Source organism: Nonomuraea sp. NPDC005692 (assembly GCF_040631115.1).
In the GTDB taxonomy this organism is placed as follows: Bacteria; Actinomycetota; Actinomycetes; order Streptosporangiales; family Streptosporangiaceae; genus Nonomuraea.
In genome coordinates this window covers 99,203-113,310 of record NZ_JBEXYU010000004.1, presented here as the reverse complement: position 1 = coordinate 113,310, position 14,108 = coordinate 99,203, and the positions used below count along the sequence as shown (strand labels likewise).

General features: G+C 74.2%; 15 protein-coding genes. 9 read left to right on the top strand and 6 right to left on the bottom strand.

Features of this window, described 5'->3' with window-relative positions; genetic code table 11:
- Complete coding sequence (gene pdhA, locus ABZ459_RS11130) at positions 1-1,107, bottom strand: pyruvate dehydrogenase (acetyl-transferring) E1 component subunit alpha (protein WP_357968775.1); 1,107 nt, start codon at positions 1,105-1,107, stop codon at positions 1-3.
- 121 nt (positions 1,108-1,228) lie between these two features.
- Between pdhA and ABZ459_RS11125 the strand changes: the two genes are divergently transcribed.
- Entirely contained in the window at positions 1,229-1,738 is a 510-nt protein-coding gene (locus tag ABZ459_RS11125; RefSeq protein ID WP_357968772.1) for an Lrp/AsnC family transcriptional regulator, read from the top strand.
- Between the two features lie 20 nt (positions 1,739-1,758).
- Here the strand turns inward: ABZ459_RS11125 and ABZ459_RS11120 are convergent, their stop codons facing one another.
- Both ABZ459_RS11120 and paaZ read right to left on the bottom strand, forming a co-directional pair.
- Positions 1,759-2,550, bottom strand: coding sequence for an enoyl-CoA hydratase-related protein (locus tag ABZ459_RS11120; protein WP_357968769.1), 792 nt, complete (start codon positions 2,548-2,550; stop codon positions 1,759-1,761).
- Between the two features lies 1 nt (position 2,551).
- Entirely contained in the window at positions 2,552-4,591 is a 2,040-nt protein-coding gene (gene paaZ, locus ABZ459_RS11115) for a phenylacetic acid degradation bifunctional protein PaaZ (RefSeq protein ID WP_357968766.1), read from the bottom strand.
- Positions 4,592-4,682: 91 nt separating this feature from the next.
- Here paaZ and paaA point away from each other — a divergent pair, with 91 nt between their 5' ends.
- The 7 genes from paaA to ABZ459_RS11080 are packed head-to-tail and all read left to right on the top strand — an operon-like array spanning position 4,683 to position 10,147.
- Entirely contained in the window at positions 4,683-5,648 is a 966-nt protein-coding gene (paaA, locus tag ABZ459_RS11110) for a 1,2-phenylacetyl-CoA epoxidase subunit PaaA (protein WP_357968764.1), read from the top strand.
- Positions 5,645-5,938, top strand: coding sequence for a 1,2-phenylacetyl-CoA epoxidase subunit PaaB (paaB, locus tag ABZ459_RS11105; protein ID WP_352324188.1), 294 nt, complete (start codon positions 5,645-5,647; stop codon positions 5,936-5,938). Before paaA ends, paaB begins: the two co-directional genes overlap by 4 nt.
- 13 nt (positions 5,939-5,951) lie before the next feature.
- Positions 5,952-6,872 carry a 1,2-phenylacetyl-CoA epoxidase subunit PaaC gene (paaC, locus tag ABZ459_RS11100; protein WP_357968760.1) on the top strand — a complete coding sequence of 307 codons (921 nt, stop codon included), beginning with the start codon at positions 5,952-5,954 and terminating at the stop codon, positions 6,870-6,872.
- Positions 6,869-7,411 carry a 1,2-phenylacetyl-CoA epoxidase subunit PaaD gene (gene paaD, locus ABZ459_RS11095; RefSeq protein WP_357968757.1) on the top strand — a complete coding sequence of 181 codons (543 nt, stop codon included), beginning with the start codon at positions 6,869-6,871 and terminating at the stop codon, positions 7,409-7,411. The genes paaC and paaD overlap by 4 nt, the downstream gene beginning before the upstream one ends.
- Position 7,412: 1 nt before the next feature.
- Complete coding sequence (paaE, locus tag ABZ459_RS11090) at positions 7,413-8,498, top strand: 1,2-phenylacetyl-CoA epoxidase subunit PaaE (RefSeq protein ID WP_357968755.1); 1,086 nt, start codon at positions 7,413-7,415, stop codon at positions 8,496-8,498.
- A gap of 57 nt (positions 8,499-8,555) precedes the next feature.
- A complete protein-coding gene (locus ABZ459_RS11085; protein WP_357968754.1) occupies positions 8,556-9,296 on the top strand; it encodes an enoyl-CoA hydratase/isomerase family protein in 741 nt (246 codons plus the stop codon).
- Positions 9,293-10,147, top strand: a complete 855-nt coding sequence (locus ABZ459_RS11080; RefSeq protein ID WP_357968752.1) for a 3-hydroxyacyl-CoA dehydrogenase family protein — start codon at positions 9,293-9,295, stop codon at positions 10,145-10,147. Before ABZ459_RS11085 ends, ABZ459_RS11080 begins: the two co-directional genes overlap by 4 nt.
- Here the strand turns inward: ABZ459_RS11080 and ABZ459_RS11075 are convergent.
- On the bottom strand, positions 10,135-10,779 hold the full coding sequence (locus tag ABZ459_RS11075) for a TetR/AcrR family transcriptional regulator (RefSeq protein ID WP_357968749.1): 645 nt from the start codon (positions 10,777-10,779) through the stop codon (positions 10,135-10,137). The two genes, ABZ459_RS11080 and ABZ459_RS11075, sit on opposite strands and share 13 nt — an antisense overlap.
- 122 nt (positions 10,780-10,901) lie before the next feature.
- Between ABZ459_RS11075 and ABZ459_RS11070 the strand changes: the two genes are divergently transcribed.
- A complete protein-coding gene (locus ABZ459_RS11070) occupies positions 10,902-11,744 on the top strand; it encodes a PHP domain-containing protein (RefSeq protein WP_357968747.1) in 843 nt (280 codons plus the stop codon).
- 19 nt (positions 11,745-11,763) lie between these two features.
- Here ABZ459_RS11070 and ABZ459_RS11065 read toward each other — a convergent pair whose 3' ends face one another.
- A complete protein-coding gene (locus tag ABZ459_RS11065; protein ID WP_357968744.1) occupies positions 11,764-12,486 on the bottom strand; it encodes a tyrosine-protein phosphatase in 723 nt (240 codons plus the stop codon).
- Complete coding sequence (locus ABZ459_RS11060; protein ID WP_357969648.1) at positions 12,483-14,093, bottom strand: beta-N-acetylhexosaminidase; 1,611 nt, start codon at positions 14,091-14,093, stop codon at positions 12,483-12,485. The genes ABZ459_RS11065 and ABZ459_RS11060 overlap by 4 nt, the downstream gene beginning before the upstream one ends.
- Positions 14,094-14,108: the final 15 nt, after the last annotated feature.

Here is a 14,108-nt window from a genome sequence, read left to right as displayed (position 1 = left end):
TCAGTCCTCCCGCGCGGTCAGCTCGGACGCCAGCAGGGCCCGCTGCTCGTGCAACTGGGGCGTCGGCTCGGCGAAGACGTGGTCGAACAGCTCGAAGGGGTCGGCCTCGGGGTCGGCGTTCATCGCCTCGCGCAGGCGCGCGGCGTACTCCTCGGCGGCCTTGTGCGCGGCGGCGACGTCCTCGGCGCCGAGCAGGCCGCGCCCGCGCAGGTAGGTCTCCAGCCGGGCCAGCGGGTCGGCCGACTCCCACTGCTCGACCTCCTGGCTCTCGCGGTAGCGGGAGGGGTCGTCGGCGTTGGTGTGGGGGTCCATGCGGTAGGTGTGCGCCTCGACGAGGAACGGGCCGCCGCCCGTCCTGGCGTGCGTCACGGCGGCGTTCAGGACCGACAGCACGGCGACGAGGTCGTTGCCGTCCACCTGCTCGGAGGGGATGCCGTAGCCGATGCCCTTGTAGGCCAGCGCCGGAGCGGCGCTCTGCTTGGCCAGCGGCACCGAGATGGCGTACTTGTTGTTCTGGACGAGGAACACGACGGGGGCGCGCAGCACCGCGGCGTAGTTGAGCGCCTCGTGGAAGTCGCCCTCGCTGGTGCCGCCGTCGCCGATGAAGGCCATGACGACGCCGTCCTCGCCCTTGCGGCGCATGGCCTCGGCCATGCCGACGGCGTGGATCGTCTGGGTGGCCAGCGGCGTGCACTGGGGGGCGACGCGCGTGGCGGCGGGGTCGTAACCGCAGTGCCAGCCGCCGCGCAGCAGCGTGAGCACCTCGACCGGGTCGAGGCCGCGGGAGACGAGCGCGACCGAGTCGCGGTAGGTGGGGAACAGCCAGTCGTCCTGGCGGAGCGCGAGGACTCCGGCGATCTGGCAGGCCTCCTGGCCGCGGCTGGAGGGGTAGACGGCCAGCCGGCCCTGCTTGGTCAGCGCGGTCGCCTGACGGTCGAAGCGGCGGCCCAGGACCATCCGCCGGTACGCCTCCACCAGCTCCTCGCCGGCGGGCTCGGTGTACCCGGCGGGCGGCTCGACGGCGGTGCCGTCCTCGGCGACGAAGCGCACCGGCTCTGGTGAGGGCAGCAGGCCGTCGACCGTCTGGGGACTCCTCCTCACGGACATGGCGACGCTCACTTTCTTCTGGACGTTTGTGAGGGAAAGCGTCCGCTCCTGGAGCCATCCGTTCAAGACATCAGGCATGATGAGCGACAAACGGCTTTATATGGGATTAATGGAGGGCCAATTGTCAGCCAACGAGGGCGTCGAGGGCGGCTGGCCGGGACGTTCGGCCGCAAACCTGGACGGAGTAGACCGGGCGATCATCGCCGAGTTGCTGCGCGACGGCCGGATGTCGATGCGCACCCTGGCCGAACGCGTGCACGTCTCGCGCGCCAACGTCTACGCCCGGCTCACCCGGCTGATGGACGACGGCGTGATCACCGGCTTCACCGCCGAGCTGGCACCGCACCGGGCCGGCCTGGGCACCAGCGCGTACGTGTCGGTGACGATCGAGCAGAACTCCTGGCGCCAGGTCACGGCACGGCTGCGCGAGACGCCGTACGTGGAGCACTTCGCCATGGTCGGCGGCGACTACGACGTCCTGGTGCTGGTCAGGACGCCGGACAACGCCGCGCTACGGCACGTCGTGCTGGAACGCATCCAGGACATCCCCGGGGTGCGGGCCACCCGGACCTGGCTGGTGTTCGAGGAGGCCCGTGGCCGGGGTGCGGATTGGGGGGCCCACGACGGCTGAGCCCCCGCCAAGGTCCTCGTTCAGCGCCCGCCGAAGGTCGGCCTGCGCTTGGCGAGGAACGCCTCCACCGCGCCCGCGTGGTCGGCGGTCAGGCCCAGCCGGGCCTGCGCGCCGGCCTCGGCGGCGAGCACCGCCCCGAGGCCCTGCTCCCACCCCTGTGCGATGAGCCGCTTGGACTCGGCGTAGGCCGCGGTCGGCCCGGCCGCCAGCCGGGCGGCCAGCTCGCGTCCCGCCATGCACACCTCGGCCCCCGGCACCACCCGTCCCGACACGCCCCACGCGACCGCCTGCGCGGCGCCGAACGGCTCGCCGAGCAGCACCAGCTCCTTGGCCCTCGACTCGCCGACCGCCCGCGTCAGCGTCGCGGACAGGCCGGAGTCGCAGGTGAGCCCGATCCCCGTGAACGCCGTGGCGAGCTTGGCGTCCTCGGCCAGGACGCGCAGGTCGCAGGCGAGCGCGAGGGCCAGCCCGGCGCCGACGCAGGCGCCGTTGACGGCGGCGACGACCGGTTTGGGCATCGTGGCGAGGAGCCGGACGACCGGCGCGTAGTCCGCCTCGACGGTGTCGAAGGCGTGGGCCGGGTCGGCGCGCAGGGCCTCGGCGTGCTCGGCGAGGTCCTGGCCGACGCAGAACGCGCGGCCGGCGCCGGTCAGCAGCACGGCCCTGACCGAGTCGTCGGCGGCGGCCTCCTCCAGCGCCCGGCGCAGGCCCTGCTTGAGCGCGGCGTCCAGCGCGTTGCGCCGGTCGGGACGGTTGAGCGTCACGACGGCCACGGCGCCGTCGCGTTCGAGCAGGACCGGGGTGTCGTCCACGTCAGTCCTCCGGCCAGGTCTTGGCCACGAGGGTCAGCACGTCGTACGTGGCGACCGGGACGCCGTCCTGGTTGGTCACGGTGGCGTCCCAGCGCACCTCGCCGTAGTCGGCGCCGCTGCGCGGCGTGATCTGCTTGACGGTCAGCGCGACGGCGATGGCGTCGCCGGCCTTGACCGGGGTGAGGAAGCGCAGCCCGTCGACGCCGAAGTTGGCCAGCACCGGGCCGGGCGCCGGGTCCACGAACAGCCCGGCGGCCAGGGACACCACCAGGTAGCCGTGCGCGACGATGCCGCCGAACAGCGGGTTGCGGGCGGCGGCCTCGGGGTCGGTGTGGGCGTAGAAGGTGTCGCCGGTGAACTCGGCGAAGTGCTCGATGTCGGCGAGCGAGACCGTGCGCGGCGCGGAGGCGATCGTGTCGCCCACCCGCAGCTCGGCCAGCGACTTGCGGAAGGGGTGGACGCCGGACTCGGCGCGGGCCGAGCCGGTCGTCCAGCGGCCGGTGATCGCGGTGAGCTGGTCCGGCGACCCCTGAAGAGCGGTGCGCTGCATGTGGTGCAGGACGCCGCGCACGCCGCCCAGTTCCTCGCCGCCGCCGGCCCGCCCGGGGCCGCCGTGGACGAGCACCGGCAGCGGCGAGCCGTGCCCGGTGGACTCCTTGGCGTCGTCGCGGTCGAGGACCAGGATCCGGCCGTGCCAGGGCGCGAGCCCGAGCACGACGGACCGCGCGACCTGCGGGTCGTGGGTGGCGACGGAGGCGACCAGGCTGCCCTTGCCGCGCGCGGCCAGGGCGACCGCCTCCTCGACGCCGTCGTAGGCGAGCACGGTCGCGACCGGCCCGAACGGCTCCACGTCGTGCGGCTCGGCGGCGCCGGGGCGGGCGCGCAGCAGCAGCGGGGTCATGAACGCCCCGCGCTCGGGGTCGCCGTCGAGCAGGGAGGCGCCGCGCGGGTCGCCGTGGACCACCTCCGCGCCGGCCCGCAGCGCCTCGACCGCCTTGCGCACCTCGTCACGCTGGCCCAGGCTCGCCAGCGGGCCCATGCGCACGTCGGGGTTGCGCGGATCGCCGACGGTGATCGCCGACAGGCGCGCGGCCAGCGCCTCGGTCACCTGGTCCGCCAGGTTCGCCGGCACGAGCACGCGGCGGATGGCCGTGCACTTCTGGCCCGCCTTGACCGTCATCTCGGTGACGACGCCCTTGACGAACAGGTCGAACTCCGGATCGTCCGGGCGCACGTCGGGGCCGAGGATCGAGCAGTTGAGCGAGTCGGCCTCGACGCCGAGGACGACGCCGCCGTCGAGCACGTTCGGGTGGCGGCGCAGGATGCCCGCGGTGTGGGCCGAGCCGGTGAAGGCGACGGAGTCCTGGACGGTCAGCTCGTCGAGCAGCCCGGTGGGGCTGCCGGCCAGGAGCTGGAGCGTCCCTTCGGGCAGGATGCCGGACTCGATGATCTGCCGGACGGCCAGCTCGGTGAGGTAGGCGGTCTGGGCGGCGGGCTTGACGATCGAGGGCAGCCCGGCGAGGAAGGCGGGGGCCAGCTTCTCCAGCATGCCCCAGACGGGGAAGTTGAAGGCGTTGATCTGCACGGCGACGCCCGGTCGCGAGGTGTAGACGTGCTGGCCGGCGAAGGTGCCGCCCTTGCTCAGGCGCTCCAGGCCGCCGTCGAGGTAGACGGTGTCGTTGGGCAGCTCGCGCACGCCTTTGCTCGCGTAGCTGAACAGGGTGCCGATGCCGCCGTCGACGTCGACCATGGTGTCGCGGGAGGTGGCGCCGGTGCGCGTGGACAGGGCGTACAGCGCGTCCTTGCGCTCGATCAGGTGCTTGGCCAGCGCCTTGAGCAGGGCGGCCCGCTCGTGGAAGGTCAGGGCCCGCAGCGCCGGGCCGCCGGTGTCCCTGGCGTGCCTGACCATGGCGGCGACGTCCAGCCCCCGGCTGGAGATCCGCGCGACCTCCTCGCCCGTCGCGGCGTCGAGCAAGGGTTCCCCGTCGTCCGACGCGCGGAACCATCGTCCGGCGGCGTAGCTCTCCAGCAGCGCGCTCACGCTGTCTCCTCTCTTGCGCGGAAGCCCCGACTCATGCAACCGTATTACTGACCGAGCGATAAGTAAATAAGACCGATGTCTCGGAGGGACGATGACCACCACGCCGGCGGAGCCGGACCTGGAGGAGCGGCTGCAGTCCGCCTTCGACGCGACCATCGCGGGTCACGACCGGATCGAGCCCCGCGACTGGATGCCGGAGGCGTACCGCAGGACGCTCGTCCGCCAGATAGCCCAGCACGCGCACTCCGAGATCATCGGCATGCAGCCGGAGGGCGAGTGGATCGGGCGCGCCCCGTCGCTGCGCCGTAAGGCGATCCTGCTGGCCAAGGTGCAGGACGAAGCCGGGCACGGCCTCTATTTGTACTCCGCGTGCGAGACGTTGGGCGTCTCCCGCGCCGAGCTGACCGAACTCCTTCTGTCCGGGAAGCAGAAATACTCCTCGATCTTCAACTATCCGACGCTGTCCTACGCCGACGTCGGCACCATCGGCTGGCTCGTGGACGGCGCCGCGATCTGCAACCAGGTGCCGCTGTGCCGCACCTCCTACGGCCCGTACGGCCGAGCCATGATCCGCATCTGCAAGGAGGAGTCCTTCCACCAGCGGCAGGGCTACGAGCTGCTGATGACGATGATGCGCGGCACCGAGGCCCAGCGGGAGATGGTCCAGGACTCGGTCAACCGGTTCTGGTGGCCCTCCCTCATGATGTTCGGCCCGCCCGACGACCGCTCCCCCAACAGCGAACGCTCGATGGCCTGGGGCATCAAGCGCAACTCCAACGACGAGCTGCGCCAGAAGTTCGTCGACATGACGGTCCCGCAGGCCGAGGCGCTCGGCGTCACGCTGCCCGACCCCGAGCTGCGCTGGAACGAGGAGCGCGGGCACCACGACTTCGGGCAGCCGGACTGGTCGGAACTGGCCGCGGTCATCCGCGGCGACGGGCCGTGCAACGCCCAGCGGATGCGCCACCGCCGCGCCGCCCACGAGGACGGCGCCTGGGTGCGCGAGGCCGCGTCGGCGTTCGCCGGCCGTACGGCTGCCGGGGCGGGCGCCCGATGAGCGCCGACCGGCGGGAGTGGCCGCTGTACGAGGTGTTCGTCCGGGTCAAGCGCGGGCTCAACCACGTGCACGTCGGGTCGCTGCACGCCCCCGACGACGCGATGGCCCTGCGGCACGCCCGCGACGTCTACACCCGGCGCAACGAGGGCGTGAGCATCTGGGTCGTGCGCTCCGACGCCATCACGGCCTCCAGCCCGGACGAGAAGGACCCGCTGTTCGCGCCGAGCGGCGACAAGGTCTACCGGCACCCGACGTTCTACGACATCCCGGGCGACGTCCCGCACATGTGAGAGGGGGTCCAGCGTGAGCGATGACCACGAGAGCATCTTCGACGGCCTGACCGGCGGGGACTCCGCGCAGTGGGCGTTCGGCACGGACTTCGAGGACCCGCTGGCGGGCGTGGACACGACCGTGCCCGAGGGGGTCGGCCACGCCGAGCTGGCGGCGTACTGCCTCATGCTCGGCGACGACGCGCTGGTCATGTCGCAGCGGCTCGCGGAGTGGTGCAGCCGCGCCCCCGACCTGGAGGAGGACATCGCGCTCGCCAACGTGGCCCTCGACCTGCTCGGGCAGGCGCGCCTGCTGCTGGCGCGGGCGGCCGCGGCCGACCCCGGCGTGGTGCCCGCGCTGCCCGAGGGCTCGCCGGTGCCGCCGGAGGACGCGCTGGCGTTCTTCCGCGACGCCGGGCAGTTCAGGAACGTGTGGCTGGCCGAGGTCGCGAACGGCGACTTCGCGCACGTCGTCGTGCGCCTGCTGCTGTTCTCGACGGCCCGGCTGGCGCTGCTGGAGCGGCTGTCGGCGAGCGCGGACACGGTGCTGGCCGCCGTCGCCGCCAAGGGCGTCAAGGAGGTCGCCTACCACCGGGACTGGGCGGGCCGCTGGTTCCTCACCCTGGCCCAGGGCACCGAGGAGTCGCGCCGCCGGCTCGACGCCGCGCTCGGCGAGCTGTGGCCGCTGCTGGCCGAGCTGGTCACCGCGCATCCCGTCGAGCGCGCGCTCGCCCGCTCGGGCGTCGCCGTCGAGGCCGCCGCGCTGCGCGCTGACGTGGAGGCCGTGCTCGACCAGGTGCTGACGGTGAGTGACGTCCCCCGCCCGGCCCTCGAAGACCGACCGGACGAAGACAGGCCGGGCAGCGGCCGGGACGGCGGCCACACCCCGGCCCTGGCCGACCTGCTCGCCGACATGCAGTCGGTCGCCCGCGCCCACCCGGCAGGCCGCTGGTGACGGCCGCCGGGCAGGCCGGACCCGCGCCCGGGGACGCCCGCGGGCGCGCCGCCCGGGTGGCTGAGCTGGTGCGGGACCCGGAGATGCCGATGCTCACCCTCGCCGACCTCGGCGTGCTGCGCGGCGTCGAGCTGCGGCCGGGGCCGGACGGCGAGGTCGTGGTCGCCTCGATCACCCCGACGTACACCGGCTGCCCGGCCATGGCGACCATGCGCGACGACCTCGTCCACCGGCTGCGGGAGGCGGGTTTCCCGCGCGTCGAGGTGCGTGTCGTGCTCGACCCGCCGTGGTCGAGCGACTGGATCTCCGAGCGCGGCCGGGCCGCCCTGCGCGCCGCCGGGCTGTCGGCGCCCGGACCGGCCCGGCGGACGTCCGGGCCGATCCCGCTGACGCTCGGCCCGGCCAGGTCCGCCCCGGCCTGCCCGCGCTGCGGCTCCCGGGCCACCCGGCTGACCTCCGAGTTCGGCGCCACCGCCTGCAAGGCCCTCTACGCCTGCGCCGACTGCCTGGAACCGTTCGAGCATGTCAAGGAGATATGAGATGACCACGCTCGCGCCCGCGCCGGCCCGGGCGCACGCCGCCTTCCACGAGCTGACCGTGGCGGCGGTCGACCACCTGTGCGAGGACGCCGCCGCGATCACCTTCGCCGTGCCCGGCGAGCTGCGCGAGGCGTACGCCTTCCGCGCGGGCCAGTCGCTCACCCTGCGCCGGTTCGTGGACGGGCGGGAGGAGCGGCGATCGTACTCGATCTGCGCCCCGGCCGGGGACGCGCCGCGCATCGGCGTCCGGGAGATCCCGGACGGCCTCTTCTCCTCCTGGCTCGTCCGCGAGGTGCGGCCGGGCACGCGGATCGAGGTGCAGACCCCGACCGGCTCCTGGCAGGCCGACCCCGCCCCGGGCGAGCGGCACCTGTGCGTGGCCGCCGGGTCGGGCATCACCCCGATGATGTCGGTCGCCTCGACGGTGCTCACCCATCCCGGCGCGCGCGTGTCCCTCCTGTACGGCAACCGCAGCAGCCGCACCGTGATGTTCGCCGAGGAGCTCGGCGACCTGAAGAACCGGTACGGCCCCCGCTTCCAGCTCGTCCACGTGCTCTCCCGGGAGCCGCGCGACGTCGAGCTGTTCTCCGGCCGGCTGGACGGCGACCGGCTGCGGCGGCTGTTCACCGAGCTGGTGCCGATCGAGACGTTCGACCACGTCTGGCTGTGCGGGCCGCTGCCCATGGTCGAGGACGCCCGCCGGGTGCTGGCCGAGCTCGGCGTCCCGGCCGCGAAGGTGCACGTCGAGCTCTTCTACGTCGACGCTCCCCCGCCGCAGCCGAGGCGGCCCGAGGGCGTGCCGGCGGGCGCGACGACCGTGCTGACGACGGTGCTCGACGGAAGGCGCACGACCGCCACCGTCTCGCGCGAGTCGACCCTGCTCGACGGCGCCCAGCAGACCCGCTCGGACCTGCCGTTCGCCTGCCGGGGCGGGGTCTGCGGGACGTGCCGGGCGGTGGTCCGCGAGGGCGCGGCGGACATGCGCCGCAACTACGCGCTCGAACCGGCCGAGGTGGACGCCGGTTTCGTGCTCACTTGCCAGACGTTCCCGGCCGGCGACCGTGTCACCGTGGACTACGACGCCTGACCCCTACGCAGAGGAGTTTTCCGTGACCGAAGCCCGCGCTCCCCAGGCGGAGCGCCCATGACCCTCATCGTCGAGGAGGGCGCCGACCGGGTGGTGTGGCGGCTCAACCGGCCGCAGGTGCGCAACGCGATCGACCGGGAGCTGGTCGCCGCGCTGCACGAGGCGTGCGCGGCCGTCGAGGAGGAGCCGCGCGTCGTGCTGCTCACCGGCGAGGGCACGACCTTCGCCGCCGGGGCGGACATCGCCCAGCTCCGCGACCGGGACCGGGACGACGCGCTGCGGGGCATCAACTCCAGGATCTTCGACCGGATCCACCGGCTGCCGATGCCGACCGTGGCCCTCGTGGACGGTTACGCCCTGGGCGGCGGGGCCGAGCTGGCCTACGCCTGCGACTTCCGGATCGGCACGCCGCGCACCCGGATCGGCAACCCGGAGACCGACCTCGGCATCCTGGCCGCCGCCGGGGCCGCCTGGCGGCTGGCCGAGCTGGTCGGGGAGCCGCTGGCCAAGGAGATCCTGCTCGCGGGCCGGGTGCTGACGGCCGAGGAGGCGCGGGCGGTCCACCTGCTCAACGACGTCGTGGAGCCGGAGGACCTGCTCGCCGCCGGTCACCGGCTCGCCGACCGCATCGCGGCGCGGGCGCCGCTGGCCACCCGGCTGACCAAGGCCGTCTTCCACGCCCCGCGCGCCGCGCACCCGTTCGTGGACGACCTGGCCCAGGCGGTCCTGTTCGAGACCGAGGAGAAGCACGCGCGCATGACGGCGTTCCTCGACCGGCGCAAGGAGCGACGCTCATGACCTTCGCCTCGACCCTGCCACGGATCGTCGGCGTCTTCGGCGGCGGGCGGATGGGATCGGGCATCGCGCACGCCTTCCTCGCCGCCGGCTGCCGGGTCGTCGTCGTGGAGAGCGACCCGCGGGCCGCCGCCCAGGCCCTGGAACGGGTGACCGGCAGCCTGGCCAAGGCCGCGGAGAAGGGCCGGCTGGGCAGCCCGCTCCAGGACGTCCTGGCCCGGCTGCGCACGACGGCCGACCCCGCCGAGCTGGCCCCGTGCGAGCTGGTCGTGGAGGCGGTGCCGGAGGACGCGGCGCTCAAGGCCCAGGTGTTCGCCCTGGTCGAGCGGCAGGCGCCGGACGCGGTGCTGGCCACCAACACCAGCAGCCTGTCGATCGGCGGCCTGGCGGCCGGCCTGGCCGCGCCGGAGCGCTTCATCGGGCTGCACTTCTTCAACCCCGTCCCGGTCAGCGACCTCATCGAGGTCGTCGTCGGCCCGCGTACGGAGCCCGAGCTGGTCGAGCGGGCCCAGGAGTGGACGCGGGCGCTCGGCAGGACGCCGGTCACGGTGGCCGACTCGCCGGGCTTCGCCAGCAGCCGGCTCGGCGTCTGCCTGGCCCTGGAGGCGATGCGGATGCTGGAGGAGGGCGTGGCGAGCGCGGCCGACATCGACACGGCCATGACGCTCGGCTACCGCCACCCGACGGGCCCGCTGCGCACCACCGACGTGGTGGGCCTGGACGTGCGGCTCGCGATCGCCGAGCACCTGGCCCGCGAGCTCGGCCCCCGGTTCGAGCCGCCGCGGATCCTGCGCGACCTGGTGGCCGCCGGGCATCTCGGCCGCAAGACGGGCCAGGGGTTCTACACCTGGTGAGCTCCGGGCGTGTGCCCGGCCAGGCCGTCGAAGGCGATCGCGGTGACGGCGTCGGCGACCATCGCCCGGTCGTAGGCGCCGTCCGGGCGGTACCACTCCACCAGCGAGTTGACCATGCCGAACAGCAGCCGGCTGACCAGCGCGGGCGGCACGTCGTCGCGCAGCGCGCCCTCGGCGACGGCGTCGGCGACCAGCACGGCGAGGCGGTCGTCGAGCCAGCGGCGGCGTTCCAGGGCGGCCAGCTCGACCGGGCTGTTGCCGCGCACCCGCAGCAGGAGCGTGACGCTCGGCTGGTGGGCGACCAGCACCTCGACGCTGCGCCGCACGACCTCGCGCAGGCGTTCGTAGGCCGTGCGGCCGGCGGCGTCGCGGGTGGCGGCGGTCACGGCGGCGGTGAGCTCGTCGAGGGCGTCGTCGAGGGCCTGGCCGAGCAGCTGCTCCTTGCTCGTGACGTGGTGGTAGATGGCCGGCTTGGTCAGGCCGAGCTCCTTGGCCAGGTCGCCCATGCTGGTGGCGTCGTAACCCCTGCGGTTGAACAGCTCCACCGCGGCGCGCAGGATCGCGGCCTGGTCGTAGCCGGGTCGGCCGCGCCCGCGGCGCGGGGCGGGCCCGGCGGGCTCGGTCGTCGTCACGAAAGCCAGCATCTCACGGCAGATCAGACCTCTTCCCCGAGGCGGTCACACCCCCGGGACGCCGGGACGCTCGCGGGGTACAGTCGTGACGATCTTCTCCTACCCCTCGAGGAGTGAGCCCCGTGACGTTGCCCGCCGACAGCCATGTGCACAGCGAATGGTCCTGGGACGCCCCGAAGGGCGACATGGAGCGTTCCTGCGCGCGGGCGGTGGAGCTCGGCCTGCCCGCCATCGCCTTCACCGAGCACGTCGACCACACGGTCTGGACGGTCGACCCCGGCGCCCTCGACGGCCACGACCACCTGCTCGCGCTGACGACGCAGGACGGTCACCTCACTCCCCCGGCCTTCGACGCCGCGGGCTACCTGGAGGCGGTCGAGCGGTGCCGCGAGCGTTTCCCGCAGCTGCGCATCCTGAGCGGCCTGGAGCTGGGCGAGCCGCACCGGCACGCCGGGGACGTCGCCCGCGTGCTCGCCGCCGGCCGCTTCGACCGGGTGCTCGGCTCCCTGCACAGCCTGCCCGCCGGCGACGGGTTCTGCGAGCCGCCCGGCCTGTACGCCCGCGGCGCCGCCGGCCAGGTGATCCGGGACTACCTGGCCGAGATCCCCGAGCTGGTCGCGGGCAGCGACGTGTTCTCCGTGCTGGCCCACGTCGACTACCCGGTGCGCTACTGGCCGCAGGCGGCCGGGCCGTTCGACCCGGCCGACTTCGAGGAGGAGTTCCGGCACGCGCTGCGGGTGACCGCCGGGTCGGGCCGGGCGCTGGAGATCAACACGGTCCTGCCGCTGCACACGACGCTGCTCGGGTGGTGGCGGGAGGAGGGCGGGCAGGCCGTGACGTTCGGCAGCGACGCCCACGAGCCGTCCGTCGTCGCGCGCCGGTTCCGGGAGGCGGCGGAGCTGGCCCGGGCGCACGGCTTCCGCCCGGGCCGGGACCCGTACGACTTCTGGGGCCGTACGGGGTGACCCCCGCCGTCCGGGCCCCCTACCGGTCCACCAGGCGGGCCCGGAGCAGGGCCAGGTCGTCCGGTGGCAGGCCGCCGGCCAGCAGGTACGCCTGCGCGCCGCCGTGCCGGTCGTCCAGGTGGGTCAGGGCGGCCAGCATGGTGTCCGCGGTGACCTCGGCGAACAGGCGCAGTGCCCTGGCCCGCCCCGAGTCGCCGTCCAGGGCGGCGAGGTGGTCGTCGAGGCGCAGGCAGACGGCCGTCATGGCGTAGTCGGCGGCGATCTCCTGCCGGGAGACGCCGGCCAGCGAGAGGGCCAGCGCGACCGCCAGCCCGGTTCTGTCCTTGCCGGAGTGGCAGTGCAGCAGGACGCCCCCGTCCGGCGCGTGGGCGACGGCCGACAGGACGGCGGCGAACCGGGCGGCGCCCCGGTCGAGGATCACCCGGTAGATGCCGGGCAAGGTGTCGTCCAGCGCCTCCAGGACGGTGTCCTCGTCCCGCAGGACGGGCAGGTGGCGGCGGCCCGGCACGTCGGGACCCGGGTCGGCCTGGCACTCGGCGGCCAGCCGGAGGTCGGCGACGAGCCGGATCCCGTGGGCCCGCAGCGCCGGGACGGCGCTACTCCTCGGGCGGTCGCCCCGCACCAGCGCGCCCCACCGGATCCGCCCGCCGTCCTCGGTCGGCAGCCCGCCGAGGTCGCGCACGTTCTCGCAGCCCGGCCAGCTCAGCACCCGTCCGCCCGACGGCGGCTCCGGGGGCCTCACGCGAGGTCCCGCAGATTGCTGGTCCAGGCGTCGATGGTGGCCTGCCACTCCTTCGGATCCTCCGGCCGCCCCGGCACGCCGGGCCTGGTCTGCCAGGGCAGCGGCCCCGACTCCGGCCGGTACTCCACCCCGATCGCCGCCAGCCGCGGCAGATGGCCCGCCAGCCGCGCGCGGAAGTCCTCCAGGTCGCGTCCGGGCGGCCCCCAGACGGTCTCGGCGAAGGCCGCCAGCCGAGGGAAGACCATGTAGTCGACCCGCCGGTTGGAGTCGATCAGCTCGGTCCAGACCTGGCACTGCGCGCCGAGGACCCGGGCCGCCGCCGGGTCTTCGCGCAGCTGCGCGGGCACGGGCTCGAAGGCGTAGACGTCCTCCAGCGCGAGCACGGTCCCGAACGGCACCGGCTCGTCCTCGCCCGGCCCCTGGCGGTAGTCGAAGTAGACCTGGGTGTTGGAGCAGTTGATGACGTCGTGCCCGCGCCGGGCGGCGGCCACCGCCCCGAGGTCGCCGCGCCAGGACGCCACCACCGCCCCGGGCGCCAGCCCGCCCTCCAGGATCTCGTCCCAGCCGACCAGGCGGCGTCCCCGGGCGGCCAGGAAGTCGTCGAACTGGTGGATGAACCAGCTCTGCAGCTCCTCCTCGTCGCGCAGGCCCAGCTCGCTGATCCGGCGCTGGGCGGACGGGCTCTCCCGCCACTGCTCCTTGCGGCACTCGTCGCCGCCCACGCACACGTACGGGCTGGGGAACAGCTCCAGCACCTCGTCGAGCACGTTCTTGAAGAAGGTGATCGTGGCGTCCTCGGCGTTGAGCACGTTCCGGCCGATGCCCCAGGTCGTGCGGACCTCCAGCGGCGTGCCGAGGTTGCCCAGCTCGGGGTAGGCGGCGATGGCGGCCTGGGTGTGGCCGGGCAGGTCGATCTCCGGCACGACGGTGATGTGCCGGGCGGCGGCGTAGGCGACGATCTCCCTGATGTCGTCCTGGGTGTAGTAGCCGCCGTGGGGGCGGCCGTCCATGGCGCCGTTCCAGCCGGTCTGGCTCTCCCGCCGCCACGCGCCGACCTCGGTCAGGCGGGGGTATCGCCTGATCTCGACGCGCCAGCCCTGGTCGTCGGTCAGGTGCAGGTGCAGGACGTTGAGCTTGTGCAGGGCCATCAGGTCGATGAAGCGCAGCAGGTCGTGCTTGGTCATGAAATGCCGGGCGACGTCGAGGAGGCAGCCGCGCCAGCCGAAGCGCGGCTCGTCCTCGATGTGCGCGCCCGGCGCGACCAGGGGTTCGGCGGCCGGTGTCCGGCGGTAGGCCGCGGCGGGCAGGAGCTGGCGGAAGGTCTGCGCGCCGTAGAAGGCCCCGGCGGGCCCGCCCGCGTCGATGGCGACGCCGTCCTCGCCCACGCTCAGGCGGTACGCCTCCGGACCGAGGCCGTCGCCCAGCCCCAGGGTGATCGTCCCCGGGCCCGGCGTGCCGGGCAGCAGCTCACCTCCGGTGACCTGGCTGAGCTCGGCGCGCAGCCAGGCGGCCACCCCGGCGAGCGCCGGGTCGGCGGTGAGCGCCGTGCGCCCGTCGAGGACGAACCTCCCGCGCCTGGTCTCCTGGCCGACGGGCCTGGGAACGATCTTCAAGTGGATCTC

Coding starts and splice junctions, on each gene's coding strand:
- paaB (WP_352324188.1), top strand. CDS start 5,645: ATGAGCGCCGACCGGCGGGAGTGGCCGCTGTACGAGGTGTTCGTCCGG.
- pdhA (WP_357968775.1), bottom strand. CDS start 1,107: ATGTCCGTGAGGAGGAGTCCCCAGACGGTCGACGGCCTGCTGCCCTCA.
- paaE (WP_357968755.1), top strand. CDS start 7,413: ATGACCACGCTCGCGCCCGCGCCGGCCCGGGCGCACGCCGCCTTCCAC.
- paaA (WP_357968764.1), top strand. CDS start 4,683: ATGACCACCACGCCGGCGGAGCCGGACCTGGAGGAGCGGCTGCAGTCC.
- ABZ459_RS11080 (WP_357968752.1), top strand. CDS start 9,293: ATGACCTTCGCCTCGACCCTGCCACGGATCGTCGGCGTCTTCGGCGGC.
- ABZ459_RS11085 (WP_357968754.1), top strand. CDS start 8,556: ATGACCCTCATCGTCGAGGAGGGCGCCGACCGGGTGGTGTGGCGGCTC.